Origin of the sequence: Pseudomonas sp. GD03842 (assembly GCF_029841165.1) — a bacterium.
Classification (GTDB): domain Bacteria; phylum Pseudomonadota; class Gammaproteobacteria; order Pseudomonadales; family Pseudomonadaceae; genus Aquipseudomonas.
This window is the reverse complement of sequence record NZ_JAOCEA010000023.1, coordinates 1-13,264: the sequence shown is the minus strand read 5'-3', so window position 1 is coordinate 13,264 and position 13,264 is coordinate 1. Positions and strand designations below refer to the sequence as shown.

The following is a 13,264-nucleotide window of genomic DNA, read 5'->3' as shown; positions in this document are numbered from 1 at the left end:
ATGAGGGACGCGTTTAATCGGTCGCCAATTCGTCGCCCATGGACGACAATGCCCGTCCATGCGCCACCAGCAGCACACGCAGTGCCTGTTTGAACGGTCAGGGATTCAAGGCCAGGGCGGTGCAGCGATAGCTGCCGTCTCGCGGCAGTGTAGTTGGAGCCGCCGTGCGAGTCGGCCAGTGGCCACTTCCCCGGTCCAACCGCCGGCCATTATATCGATGAACATCGAATCCGTATCGTACCGGCGCCGTTCGGCAACGCGCCGTTCGTTTCATTCACCAACGAGCCGGATTTTCAGCCTTGCATGGAATCCATCCGCCAGCGGGTGGTCACTTGCCCAGAGCACATGAAGGCAAAAACCTCCGACCCTTAAGGAAAACCCCATGACAAACACTGCATTAGTCGTAGGCGCCAGCGGCATCGTAGGCAGCGCCACCACTCAGCTCCTGCTGGATAACGGCTGGAGCGTAGCGGCCCTGTCACGGCACCCGGCCCGCGCTGACGGCATCATTCCGGTCGCTGCGGACCTGCAAGATCCGGAGTCCCTGCGCCAGGCGCTGGCAGACGTGAAGCCGACCCACGTCTTTCTCACGACCTGGTCGCGCCAGGCCACGGAAGCCGAGAACATTCGCGTCAATGCCGCCATGGTGCGCAACGTATTGGACGCGCTCCGTCCTGGCGGCAGCGTCCAGCATGTCGCGCTGGTCACCGGACTCAAGCATTACCTGGGCCCGTTCGAAGCTTATGGCAAAGGCAGCCTGCCTCAGACGCCTTTCCGTGAAGAGCAAGGCCGGCTCGACGTAGAGAATTTCTACTACGCCCAGGAAGACGAAGTGTTCGCTGCAGCCGAGAAAGACGGCTTCACCTGGAGCGTGCATCGTCCCCACACGATCACCGGCGTGGCGGTAGGCAACGCCATGAACATGGCAACCACGCTCGCCGTCTACGCCAGCATCTGCAAGCACACAGGTCGGCCTTTCGTATTCCCGGGCTCGCGCGTCCAGTGGGACAGCCTGACGGACATGACCGATGCAAGGCAGTTGGCCCAACAATTGTTGTGGGCAGCGACCACGTCGGCGGCGGCCAACCAGGCGTTCAACATCACCAACGGCGATGTGTTCCGCTGGAAATGGATGTGGGGGCAGATTGCCGATTATTTCGGCCTCGAAGCTGCCGACTATCCCACAACCCCCTCACCCCTGGCAGAGCAGATGGCCGATGACGCACCCCTCTGGCGTCAGATCGCCGCTGAAAGCGACCTGGAGGAAGCCGACATCGACCGGCTCATTTCGCCGTGGCACACGGATGCCGACCTCGGCCGGCCGATCGAAGTGGTTACCGACATGTCGAAGAGCCGCCTGATGGGCTTCACCGCGTTTCAAGCGAGCGACCGGGCGTTCTTCAACGTCTTCGACGAACTGCGCCGCAGACGCTTGATTCCCTGATGCCCCGCGACCAGGGGCGGACCGCCGCCTCTGGTCCAGCCAGCCCGTGGTCAGGGCGAGCACTCACTGCACCCCTTCACTCACTCCGGACACCAAGGATTCCGAGGGCCTAGCAGGGTACGCACCTCCTCCACCAGCACGTCCAGCGCGAAGGGTTTGGTCAGCGTCACGCAGGCGGAAGTACGCGGCCAATCTTCCAGCGCATCCGGTTCGGCGTATCCCGTCATGAACAGCACAGGCAGGGTCGGCCGGCATTCGAGCCCGGCCTTGGCCAACTGTCGACCGTCGACGCCTCCCGGCAGGCCGATGTCGGTCACCAGCAGATCGATGCGCATGTCGGACTGCAGCCGTTGCAGCCCTGCAAGACCGTCGACGGCCTCGATCACCGTGTAGCCCAGCGCACTGAGTGCCTCCCCGACGATCAAGCGAACCGACGGCTCGTCATCGACGATCAACACCGTCTCGTTTGCCATCAGAGGTGGAGTTTGCGAACAAAGCTGCTGATGCACAGGGGCCTCAAGGCCATCGCCGCCGGAGGGCAACTGCAGGTAGACGCGCGTCCCCCGGCCTTCCTCCGACTCGATCTTCAGCTGGCCGCCTGATTGCTGAGCGAAGCCGTAGACCATCGATAGGCCCAGGCCGGTTCCGGCACCCACCGGTTTGGTGGTAAAGAAGGGATCGACCGCCCGGGACAGCGTTTCGGGGTTCATTCCCACCCCGTTGTCCGCAATGCAAATCGTCAGGAACTGTCCGGGCTTGAGGTCTGAGTCCAGTCCATCTCCCTGTTCGAGGGTCTGGTTGAACGTCTTGATCGATATGACACCCGCGCCCTGCAGGGCGTCCCGCGCATTGATACACAGGTTGAGCAGCGAGTTCTCGACTTGCGCAGCATCCACGACACAGAGCGCGTGCTTCGCGGCGAGCTCGACCTTGAGTTCGATCGCGGGGCCGACCGTCCGGCGAATCAGCTCTTCCATGTCGGTGACCAAGGTGTGCACATCGGTGTGCGCCGGGTTCAACGTCTGCCTTCGGGAAAAAGCCAGTAATCGATGCGTCAGGGCCGCTGCCCTCTGCGCGGCGCCGTGCGCCACACTGATGTACCGCTCTACATCGCAGAGCCTGCCTTGATCAAGCCGCATTTGCATCAGGTCCAGGCTGCCGATGATTCCCGCCAACAGGTTGTTGAAGTCATGGGCGATCCCTCCGGTCAGTTGGCCGATCGCCTCCATCTTCTGGGCCTGACGCAACGCGGCCTCAGCAGCTTCCCGTTCCGCGATCGCCTGGGCGATCCGCGCCTCCAGCGTGCGATTGAGCTCCCGCAAGGCCGCCTCGGCCGTCTTTCGGGCGGTGACGTCAATGGACGAGCCGATCAGGCCGATGACATCGCCCGCGTCATTGAGCAGGGGCGCTTTCGCCGAAAGCCAGGTCACCTCCGAACCGTCCGGCATGTCCACTCGTTCTTCGATCTGCTCCGCCTTGGCGCTGGCCATGATGCGGCGATCGGTCTCCATCACCTGGCGCGCCTGGGATTTGTCTTCGAGGAACTCCAGGTCGGTCTTGCCCAGATAAAATTCGGGAGCTTTGCCGATCAGTCGCGTGGCGCCATCGTTGGCCACCAGCATCCGGCCTTCCAGGTCCTTGGCATACACCACCCCCGGGACTGCCGCAGTGAAGGTTCTCAACAGCGCCGAGACCCTGTCCCGCTCCGCCTCAGCCTGCTTGCGCGACTCGATGTTCATCAGCACGCCAGGAAAACGAATGGCCCTGCCTTCGTCATCGAGCTCCACCCGGCCGTTGGCCTCCACCCAGCGATAATTACCGTCGTCATGGCGCACCTGATACTCGCACCTGAACGGCCCGCCTACCGCGGTGGCCCGGCCAATCTCTCTGACCAGACGATCGACATCGTCCGGATGAACCGAGGCGAACGCTTCGGCGATCGGAATGCCTGCCAGGCACCGCTCCATGGGAATGTCAAAGGTATGGGCGAAGCGTTCGTCTGCGGTCACCCGGTCGTTCGGGATGTCCCAGACCCAGGTGCCGATAATGGCGCCTGCATCCAATGCCAGTTGCAGGCGCTCGGAAGCATCCGCTGGAAACGCTTCAGCCGATGCAGGACAGGCTATTCCCGAACGATCGAGCGGGTCTGAGCGTCTTTGATCCATTAAACCCTCGACCATCACAAGCCAAAAGACGCAAGCATACGCGTCAAAGTGCCTTCATGAACATGCCATCGAGGGGCGCTGTCGAAAGCGCTCGAAAACCCATCGATCACCGAGAGGGAACGACCTCTGCCTAACGGGCTCAAACCAGTCTGGTTCGAGTGTCCGTCCTTGATCGGCGACCGATCGTCACGCGTCCAACCTGTCCGTGAACAGTCAGCGCATCGCGGTTGCACTGCCATCTCGCGGACGCGCTGTTTGCGCAAACGCGCGCGGCAGCGTCCGTGGATTCGATGCGGTCGCCGCCCTTGAGTGGCCGACGGCGCTCGGGTAATGTCTTCAAACCCACAGGACAGAGCACGCTCATGACTTCCAAGCTGGAACAACTCAAGCAATTCACCACCGTGGTCGCCGATACCGGTGATTTCGCGGCCATCGAAAAACTCAAGCCGGTCGACGCGACGACCAACCCTTCCCTGTTGCTCAAGGCCGCTTCGAGCGAGAGCAATGCCGACCGCCTCAAAGAGGCCTTCAGTGGTGCAAAGGGCGACATCGCCCTGGCCAGCGACCGCTTCGCCGTTGCCATTGGCCGGGAAATCCTGAAAGTGGTGCCAGGCCGCGTGTCCACCGAAGTGGACGCACGCATTTCCTTTGACACCCACGCCTGCATCGAACGCGCCGAGCGCCTGGTGGACCTGTACGACCAGTTCGGCATCGGCCGTGATCGCATCCTGATCAAGCTGGCATCCACCTGGGAAGGCATCCGTGCCGCCGAACAACTGGAAAAGAAAGGTATCCAGTGCAACCTGACGCTGCTCTTCTCCTTCGCCCAGGCACAGGCCTGTGCCGATGCCGGCGTCTTCCTGATTTCTCCGTTCGTGGGCCGCATCTACGATTGGTACAAGAAAGCCGAAGGCAAGGACTATGTGGGCGCTGAGGATCCAGGCGTGAAGTCCGTGACCCGTATCTACAACTATTACAAGGCCAACGACTACAAAACCGTGGTCATGGGCGCCAGCTTCCGCAACCTGAGCCAGATCGAAGAGCTCGCCGGCTGCGATCGCTTGACCATCAGCCCCGATCTGCTGCAAAAACTGTCGGAAGATACCGGCACGCTGGCGCAGAAGCTCAAGCCGGGCAACGCTGGCGAACCCCGCCAGACGTTGACCGAGAGCCAATTCCGCTGGGCTTCCAATGAAGACGCCATGGCCACTGAAAAACTGGCCGAAGGCATTCGTCAGTTCGCCCGTGACCAGGAGAAACTGGAAGCATTGTTGAGCGCCAAGGCTTAAGCCCGCGCAACGCAAAAAGGGTGGCATCCTCGCGGGTGCCACCCTTTTTCATGCGCGAAAGATCGGTCAGCCCTTCACGAACAACAAGCGACAGGTCTCACCGCTCTCAAGTGCCGACCTGCTGTGCTGCAAGGCGCAGCTGACCCTCACTGATGCTCGAGCGCATTCACCAGATCACGGAACGCCGCGCGGTTGGAGTCATTGAGCCCCATCAGGATCTTGTGCGCTTCCAGCACCTTGGCCTTGACCACATCTTCGCACTGGTCCTGCGACGGCAGGTCGCTGAGGGCCTCCGGGCGCGGAATGGGCTTGCCAACGATGTTGAACACCTGATCGAAGCCCATCGACTGCAGCAAGCGCGTGATGTCTTCATGGGTGGTCACGACGGTCGGCAACAGCCCAGCCTTCTGCCGCGAAAGAATGGATAACTTGGCAAGCAGGCCAAGTGTCGTGCTGTCAATGCTGCGCGTTTCGGTCAGATCGATCACCACCGTCGAAAAATTCATCGAGGTGAAGATCCGTTCGATCGTCGCATCCAACGCCGAGCAGAGAGTCAGACGCACTTCACCCACGAATTTGAGGACGAAGGTGCCATCTTGCTCGGCAAACTGGATTCTACCGGTACTCATTAAAGGTTCCTGCTCAACACTAACAAGGCGATATCATCCGGCATCTCCCCGAGTGTGGCCAATCCAAACTTCTGACGCAGGCCATCCAGGCTGCCGCCCGCCGATTTCACCCATTCAGGCAAATTGGCTTCTTTCTCTTTGAGTGTATCACCTGGCAACAGGTCCAGAATGCCATCAGATAACAGTGTCAGACTAAAGGATGCTGGCAGCTCCAGCACATGGTCCGAATACGTGGCTTCGTTGAACAACCCGACCGGCAGCCCGCGGCCCTCGAGATAACGGGTTTCGCTCGGCGTATACAGGACTGGCAGCGGCAGATGCCCACCCACGCTGTAGGTCAGTCGCCCGGTCTGTTCATCGATGATCCCACCGACCATGGTCACGTGCTTGCCCAGCTTGCAACTGATGAGACCGCGATTGATATGGCCCAGCACATCGGAAGGCTTGAACGCTGGCAAGGAGCCCCCGCGCTTGGACTCGAACAACAATCGGGTGGTCATGAATTTCAGGAGCACCGTGATAAAGGCCGACGACGCGCCATGCCCGGAAACATCGGCCAGATAGAAAGCCACCCGGTGCTCATCCACGCGGAAGTAATCGACGAAGTCCCCCGACAGGTACAACGACGGGATGATCTCGTGCTCGAACTCGAACGAATCGATGGCCCAAGGGCTGGTCGGCAGCATGTTCATCTGCACTTGGCGACCCGCATCCTGATCCTCCTGCAACAGGTGCAGGCTGGCCTCGAGTTCGCGGTTGGCGGTTTCGAGCTTCTGACGATAGAGCCTGTTTTCCTCAAGCAACCGCGCACGGTCCAGGGCCCGCTTGACCGAGTGCTCGAGGACTGCAAGGTCTTCCAGCGGTTTGATCAGGTAATCGGCCGCCCCCAGGCGCAGCGCTTCGACCGCGTCGCTCATGACCCCCGCCCCGGACACCACGATCACCGGCGTATCCGGCGACAGGCTGGTGACCTGACGGATCAGCTCGAGGCCGCCCACTTGCGGCATGCGCAAATCGCAGATCACAAGATCAGGCTTGTTTTGCTCGAAGGTCTGTAGACCCTGCAGGCCATTACCGGCTTGCAAGACGCTGAACCCACTGTCTTCCAAATAGGCCGCGAGACTCGCGCGCACTACTTCGTCGTCATCGATAATCAGCAGCGTGGCACTGGTTTTTTGCATGTGGGCAAACGGCGCCAGATCAGGTTGGCGTAAGTGGCCGGAGGGTATCGGACCGCCTACTGGATTCGCTTCTAGCCTCTCTGAGTCAGGAGGAGCGGACTTTTGGTCAAACGCTTCACTTCACAGAGCTGCCCTTCAAGGCGCAGACGGTACTCCCATCCGCGGGGCGTTTCAAGCGTGCGCCAGCGCTCGACGGGCGTCTTTACATCACAAATCACCGAGAGTTATAAGAACCTCTAAATCAGCGACAAAAACGAAGGATGCGCCATGGGCCAGCTTGATCGCGACTATGCAGAGAAACGAGATTACATCCGCATGCGGGTCGACGCGGACATCAGCCTGATCTACGCAGGCCAGATCATTCCCGCGGTGTGCGTGGATCTATCCAGCTCCGGCATGCAGATACAGGCACCGCGCCGCTTCGCGGTCGGCGACCGGATCAGTGTGAAAATCGAATCGGAGCACGCCGCGCTCAAGGGTCTGGAAGCCGACACCGAGGTGGTGTGGATTGCCGATATCGATGGCGGAGAACAGAAACTGGGGTTGACCATCCTCGCCATGAAGTAGTGACGCTGTAGAACTACGTCACAATTTCGGAAAAATCTGGAAAAACAAAGGCGACTCGAAAGTCGCCTTTTTTATGGCCTCACCGAACTCCAACGGGCCGGTCAGAAGTCGTCGACGACCTTGCCATCCTTGACCTTGAACTCGCGGTTCTGCAGGTAGGCGTTGCGAATGAAGATGTATTTGTCACCGTTGATGAGCTTCTCGGCCGACAACAGGCTGGCGCGGGTGTCGACCACGCTCACGCCAAACGCCGTGTTACGAGTCGGCACGTGGTCGATGTAGCGATAAGGCGTGGTGTAAGTGTCGGGGTACTTGGCGAACGCGTCGCGCACCGTGCTCGGACCGAAAAACGGCAGCATCACGAACGGACCGCTGCCCACGCCCCAGTGGCCGAGGGTCTGACCGAAGTCTTCGTCGTTGCGCTGTAACCCCATCTTGGTCCCGACGTCGAAGAAGCCGAGCAGGCCAAACGTGGTGTTGATGATCAGGCGCGCGGTATCGACACCGGCCGCCTCTGGCTTGGCCTGCAGCACATCGTTGGCGAAGTTGGTGACTTCCCCGATGTTCTTGAACATGTTGTGGATGCCGTCTTCCAGGAACTGCGGCGTGATGAACTCATAGCCCTGGGCGATGGGTTTGAGCGCATAGGTATCGAGGGTATCGTTGAAACGGAAAATGGCACGGTTGACGCCTTCCCACGGATCTTCCTCAGCGGCCTGAGCCGCCACAGGCAGCAGGGCCAGCCCAGCCCAGAAACACGTTCGAGCCAGACGATTGATAAAGCCAGCACCGGTCACGGGCATAGCAAGGACTCCCAGTCAAAGTGATGAAGCGGGCGCTACGCCCCAAACCAAAGGCGAGAGTATAAAGCGTTCTGTAACGATTTACGTCGCCGAAATCTGAAGGAATTCACTACATCGTTAAACATGGCCCGCGCTGTCACCTGTACGTCATCGCATTGTCACGCAAATCCCTTAGCGTCTTGGGCATTTGAGAGGGAAATCCATGCTTGCCGCCGCCGCTGTCCCCACCCCGCCGTTTACCGCCGTGCTCTTTGGCCTGAGCGGTTGCCTGGTCGACTTCGGCGCCCAGACCCGCACGTTGCGCAGCGCGGATGGCCAAACGTTCCTTTCTCAGGACGCCCGCGCATTCGCGTCACCGACCCCCGGCGCCATTGCCGCGCTGAAACGGCTCGAACAGCAGAATATTCCCCGCGCATGGCTCGATGAATACCCGGCCGACATTGCCGCGCAATTGGCTGCACCGCTTGAACACCTCATTCGCCCCACCCTCGGCCCAAGCAACCACTGGCCGGCGCCCGACGCATGCTGGCAAGCCTTGATGACACTCGGTGTGGGCCAGATAGAGGGGTGCGTGCTGGTCAGCGGTGACCCGCGCCTGTTGATGGCCGGGCTGAACGCGGGCTTGTGGACGGTCGGCCTGGCGTCCTGCGGCCCGCTGTGCGGGCTTTCCCCCACTCAATGGGAGACGCTCGGTAGCTTGCAACGCGAGCGTCTGCGGGGTCGGGCCACCCTTGAACTGTATGCGGCGGGTGCACATTCGGTCATCGATCACCTGGGTGAACTCGAATCGTGTCTTGCAGACATTGCCCTGCGTCGCCTGAAAGCCGAAAAGCCTTGAGCGATCAAGGCCATGCAGAGTGGCCGGGAGTGGATTAGTCTTAGGACCCATGGACCTTTGCCACGCGTACGCGGTCCATGCTGAGACTACTCATATAGGGAGCACCTTATGCCCGCCCGCGAACTGCAAGAACAGCTGGACACCCTGCGCGCGCAACTGGAACAGAACCCTCCGCTGACGGAAGAAGAACGTGTGCATCTGCATGAGCTGATGGCAAAGATTCAGGCCGAAATCGCCGTCGAAACCGCGACCCCGGACAACAATTTGGCCGATGGCGTCAACCTGGCCATCGAGCGGTTCGAAGTCGAGCACCCGACCATTGCCGGTACGCTGCGAAACATCGTGCAGACGTTGGGAAATATCGGGATCTGAGTTCCATCGCTTGCCCTTCAACGAGAGCCGCGAATCAGGCAGGCCGCGCAAGGCGTTGCATTGACGGGGAGCGATACAACGCCTTGGAACGCAAGGTGTGTATCACCCCATCTGGGCAGGCGTCATCCCGGATCCCGCAAAAGGAAGCCTGTCATTGCCGCGCCAGCCGTCCATTCTTAAAGGTCAGCCGTTCCGTGCTGCGATACGGATTGATGTCCAGTCCGCCGCGGCGCACATAGCGCGCATACACCGTCAACTTTTCCGGTTTCAGCAGGCGTTGCAGGTCCATGAAGATCCGCTCGACGCACTGCTCGTGAAAGTCTGAATGCTGACGGAAACTGACGATGTAGGCGAGGAAGCTCGCATGATCCAGCGCCGCCCCGCGATATTCCACCGCGACGCTGCCCCAGTCCGGCTGGCTGGTGACCGGGCAATTGGATTTGAGCAGATGGCTGTGCAACACCTCTTCCACTGTCCGCGACTCATCACAGCGCAGCAGGTCCGGCTGCGGGTGATCGTAACGATGGATCGTTACGTCAAGATCATCGACGCAGACGCCCGGGACCGCGACGATACCTTCGGCTTCGATGTCCTTGAGCGAACGAATGCGCACGCCGACCGGCTTGCCCGCCGCCGCCGACAGGTCTTTCTCCAAGGTCGAAACCAGCTCGGCCTGCGAGGCGAACGGCGTCTGGTTCAACGAGTTGAGGTACAGCTTGAAGGATTTGGACTCGATGATGTTCGGCGAGTCAGCCGGAATGCTGAACTCGCCGATCGCGACCACTGGCTTGCCCGACGGCAGCAGCCAGGACAGCTCGTAGCAGTTCCAGAAGTCCACCCCTTGATACGGCAGCGTTTCGGCGGTCAGCCCCAGTTCCGCCCACTTGGCCGTGCGGGGAATCGGGAACAACAGGGAAGGCGTATAGGTAGCGATGTATTCACTGGACTTGCCCAGCGGCGAATGTTCGGCTGCGGGATGCATGGCGGGACCTGAAAACGTATAAAAGACGGAGGAAAATCCTGACCCGCAAGTTTATAGGTTTTGTCCCCCGCTTTCAGCGTTTACTCGTCCATCGATATCTTGCCCACCATTCCTGCCTGGTAATGGCCCGGGATGTTGCAGGCGAATTCCAGATCAGTGGCCTTGGTGAACGCCCAAGTGAGCTCGGCGCGCTGGCCCGGCTCCACCAGGACACTGTTGGGGTCATCATGCTTCATGGTGCCATGATCCATGCCAGCCATATCGTGCTTCATGCCGGCGGCGGTCAACATGCCGCTGGCGACCATTTTCAGCATTTCCTGTTGGTGGGCCGCGTGCATGGCTGCGTTGCCCAAATTGAACTCGTGCAGCAACTGGCCCTTGTTGATCAGTACGAAATGCACGGTTTCGCCCGCCTTGACCGTCAAGGACTTGGGCTCGAAATACATGTCGCCCAAAGTCAATTCGATCGTGCGCGTCGCCTGGTCGGCGCTGGCGGGATGGCCAAAATCGAAAGGCTCACCCGGCGACGCCTGAGACGTCAGGCTGGCACTCAACAAGGCAAAGGCCGCGAAAAAACGAGCGAACATGCATAACTCCCGTCAACAGTCATTGATCGCTTCACATTATGCCTAGCCCACTGGCATTAAGCTGACCGTAACATTACAACTTTGTAAGCTTGACCCCTGCCCGCCCTGTCCGCGCTATAAAGCGCCACTGCCCACGAGCTGCGAAGCCCACATGAAATTACTGATCGTCGAAGATCAAGCGAAAACCGGCCACTATCTGCGTCAGGGCCTGACGGAGGCAGGGTTCAATACCGAACTGGCCGCTGATGGCACCTGCGGCCAGCATCTCGCGCTGACCGGCGACTATGCCTTGCTGATTCTGGACGTCATGCTGCCCGGCCGCGATGGCTGGGAGATCCTGCAAGCCGTGCGTCGAGCTGGCCTCGAAACACCGGTGCTGTTTCTGACCGCTCGAGATGCGGTGGAAGACCGCGTGCGCGGCCTGGAGCTGGGCGCGGACGATTATCTGGTCAAGCCTTTTGCCTTTTCCGAGCTTCTCGCCCGGGTCCGCAGCCTGTTACGGCGAGGCAGCAACGCCAGTCAGGAAACGCATCTGCAGTTGGCCGACCTGCGACTGGATCTGCTGCGGCGGCGCGTGGAACGCAACGGCCAACGCATCGACCTTACCGCCAAGGAATTCGCGCTGCTGGAAATGATGCTCCGCCGCCAGGGCGAGGTGCTGCCCAAATCGCTGATCGCCTCTCAGGTGTGGGACATGAATTTCGACAGCGACACCAATGTGATCGAAGTCGCCATCCGCCGGCTGCGCCTGAAAGTCGACGATGACTACCCGAACAAGCTGATTCATACCGTACGCGGCATGGGCTACGTCCTCGAAGAACGGGGCCTTTGATGTTCGAACGGATTTCTCTGAGCAGGCGTCTGGCGCTGTTGTTCGCCGCCTGTACCGCCGTGGTCTCGCTGACCGCGGGCGTGCTCTTCAACCGCGCCAGCGAAGCGCATTTCATGGAGCTGGACCAGCAACTGCTGGACAGCAAACTGCCGGCGTTGCGCGACGCGTTGAAGGATGTCACCCGCGCCGAACAGCTCAGCGAGCATCGGCAGGCGTTACAGGCCGAACTGGCGCACTCCCCGGATCTCGCGTTGCAGGTGCAGGGCCCGGACGGGGAGCTCTGGTTCGCCAGTGCTCCCGCCACAACGCCACAGATGAGCAACCGCAACGGCCTGCACACCCTCACCGACAATGGGATTTCCTACCGCTCCTACGTCGTCGCCCTGCGACCTGAGCAAGCAGATTCCCCCCGGCTGACCCTTCTGTTGGACATCACCCATCACCAACATTTTCTGCAGCGCATGCAGCACCTGATCTGGCTGACCGTGGGTTTATCAGCGTTGGCCACCGCATTGCTTGGCGCCTGGGCGGCACGCCGCGGTCTGCGCCCGTTGCGTGAAATGACCGACATCGCCGCCAGTGTGTCGGCCAGCTCGCTGACAACCCGCCTGCCCTCTCACGCGCTGCCTGCCGAGCTGGCGGAGCTGGGGTTGGCGTTCAACGCCATGCTGGCGCGCCTCGACGAAGGCTTTCAGCGGCTGTCGGCCTTTTCAGCGGACATCGCTCATGAACTGCGCACCCCACTGTCGAATCTGCTGACGCACACTCAAGTCACCCTCACCCGCCCTCGCGCCCTGGATGAATACCGCGAGGCGTTGCTGGGCAACCTGGAGGAATTGCAAGGGATGGCGCAAATGGTCAACGCCATGCTGTACCTGGCAAAAGCCGAACAGGGACTGCTGACACTTCGCCGGGAAAGCCTGAACCTCGAGGAAGAGGTTGACGCCTTGCAGGAGTTCTTCCTGCCCTTGGCCGAAGAAGCCCAAGTGACGATGAGCCGCCAGGGGCACGCCGTATTTCAGGGCGACCGGCACATGCTACGCCGCGCCCTGTCGAACCTGCTGGACAACGCCTTGCGCTTCACCCCGGCACAGGGCCGGGTGGCTGTCGCGCTGGAAACGACCGCTCACAGCGTACTCATAGCAGTCGAAAACACCGGCCAGACGATTCCAGCCCACGTGCTGCCGAAGCTGTTCGACCGGTTCTACCGGGCAGACCCCTCACGTCATGAAGGCAGCGAGCACGTGGGGTTGGGGTTGGCGATTACCCAGTCGATCATCAAGGCCCATGGCGGGAGCATCCGCTGTGAATCGCAGGAGGGCGTAACGCGGTTCACGATCGAACTGCCAAATTGAACCCACCCTTGTAGGAGCGCGCTTGCCCGCGATTAGGGTGAGTCAGTCAACAGACGAGGCACCGATGCACCGCTGTCGCGGGCAAGCGCGCTCCTACGGGGTTTGGCATACCGATCATCAGGGCCCATGGCCGTAGCATTCGCTGTGGATCGCAAGGTGGGGCAACGCGCTTCACGATCGAGCTGCCAAATTGAACCCACACTTGTAGGAGCGCGCTTGC

General features: G+C 60.7%; 13 protein-coding genes. 7 read left to right on the top strand and 6 right to left on the bottom strand.

The features are described from left to right. Nucleotides 1-382 precede the first annotated feature (382 nt). The gene (locus N5D61_RS24425; protein ID WP_279894488.1) at nt 383-1,444 is read left to right on the top strand and encodes an SDR family oxidoreductase; all 1,062 of its coding nucleotides are present in this window, start codon (nt 383-385) and stop codon (nt 1,442-1,444) included. A gap of 80 nt (nt 1,445-1,524) precedes the next feature. Here N5D61_RS24425 and N5D61_RS24420 read toward each other — a convergent pair whose 3' ends face one another. Next, on the bottom strand, nt 1,525-3,609 hold the full coding sequence (locus N5D61_RS24420) for a PAS domain-containing sensor histidine kinase (protein ID WP_279894487.1): 2,085 nt from the start codon (nt 3,607-3,609) through the stop codon (nt 1,525-1,527). A gap of 362 nt (nt 3,610-3,971) precedes the next feature. Between N5D61_RS24420 and tal the strand changes: the two genes are divergently transcribed. Continuing rightward, a complete protein-coding gene (gene tal / locus N5D61_RS24415) occupies nt 3,972-4,898 on the top strand; it encodes a transaldolase (RefSeq protein WP_108240003.1) in 927 nt (308 codons plus the stop codon). Between the two features lie 146 nt (nt 4,899-5,044). Here tal and rssC read toward each other — a convergent pair whose 3' ends face one another. Both rssC and rssB read right to left on the bottom strand, forming a co-directional pair. After that, nucleotides 5,045-5,527, bottom strand: coding sequence for an anti-sigma factor antagonist RssC (gene rssC / locus N5D61_RS24410; protein WP_108240004.1), 483 nt, complete (start codon nt 5,525-5,527; stop codon nt 5,045-5,047). Continuing rightward, entirely contained in the window at nt 5,527-6,708 is a 1,182-nt protein-coding gene (rssB, locus tag N5D61_RS24405; RefSeq protein WP_279894486.1) for a two-component system response regulator RssB, read from the bottom strand. The genes rssC and rssB overlap by 1 nt, the downstream gene beginning before the upstream one ends. Before the next feature lie 267 nt (nt 6,709-6,975). Here rssB and N5D61_RS24400 point away from each other — a divergent pair, with 267 nt between their 5' ends. Next, on the top strand, nt 6,976-7,275 hold the full coding sequence (locus N5D61_RS24400; RefSeq protein ID WP_108240006.1) for a PilZ domain-containing protein: 300 nt from the start codon (nt 6,976-6,978) through the stop codon (nt 7,273-7,275). Between the two features lie 101 nt (nt 7,276-7,376). Here the strand turns inward: N5D61_RS24400 and N5D61_RS24395 are convergent, their stop codons facing one another. Further along, on the bottom strand, nt 7,377-8,078 hold the full coding sequence (locus tag N5D61_RS24395) for a VacJ family lipoprotein (RefSeq protein WP_108240007.1): 702 nt from the start codon (nt 8,076-8,078) through the stop codon (nt 7,377-7,379). Nucleotides 8,079-8,280: 202 nt separating this feature from the next. Between N5D61_RS24395 and N5D61_RS24390 the strand changes: the two genes are divergently transcribed. Both N5D61_RS24390 and N5D61_RS24385 read left to right on the top strand, forming a co-directional pair. Further along, entirely contained in the window at nt 8,281-8,916 is a 636-nt protein-coding gene (locus N5D61_RS24390) for an HAD family phosphatase (protein ID WP_279894485.1), read from the top strand. A gap of 108 nt (nt 8,917-9,024) precedes the next feature. Beyond that, nucleotides 9,025-9,288 carry a DUF4404 family protein gene (locus N5D61_RS24385; protein WP_279894484.1) on the top strand — a complete coding sequence of 88 codons (264 nt, stop codon included), beginning with the start codon at nt 9,025-9,027 and terminating at the stop codon, nt 9,286-9,288. A gap of 151 nt (nt 9,289-9,439) precedes the next feature. Here the strand turns inward: N5D61_RS24385 and queF are convergent, their stop codons facing one another. Together queF and N5D61_RS24375 are read right to left on the bottom strand one after the other, a co-directional pair. Next, nucleotides 9,440-10,270 carry an NADPH-dependent 7-cyano-7-deazaguanine reductase QueF gene (queF, locus tag N5D61_RS24380; RefSeq protein ID WP_279894483.1) on the bottom strand — a complete coding sequence of 277 codons (831 nt, stop codon included), beginning with the start codon at nt 10,268-10,270 and terminating at the stop codon, nt 9,440-9,442. An 80-nt stretch (nt 10,271-10,350) separates the two neighbouring features. Then, nucleotides 10,351-10,857 (bottom strand): cupredoxin family protein, encoded by a 507-nt coding sequence (locus N5D61_RS24375; RefSeq protein WP_279894482.1) that lies wholly within the window; start codon nt 10,855-10,857, stop codon nt 10,351-10,353. Nucleotides 10,858-11,008: 151 nt separating this feature from the next. Between N5D61_RS24375 and N5D61_RS24370 the strand changes: the two genes are divergently transcribed. Both N5D61_RS24370 and N5D61_RS24365 read left to right on the top strand, forming a co-directional pair. Then, a complete protein-coding gene (locus N5D61_RS24370) occupies nt 11,009-11,689 on the top strand; it encodes a heavy metal response regulator transcription factor (RefSeq protein ID WP_108240012.1) in 681 nt (226 codons plus the stop codon). Beyond that, nucleotides 11,689-13,044, top strand: coding sequence for a heavy metal sensor histidine kinase (locus tag N5D61_RS24365; RefSeq protein WP_279894481.1), 1,356 nt, complete (start codon nt 11,689-11,691; stop codon nt 13,042-13,044). Before N5D61_RS24370 ends, N5D61_RS24365 begins: the two co-directional genes overlap by 1 nt. Nucleotides 13,045-13,264: the final 220 nt, after the last annotated feature.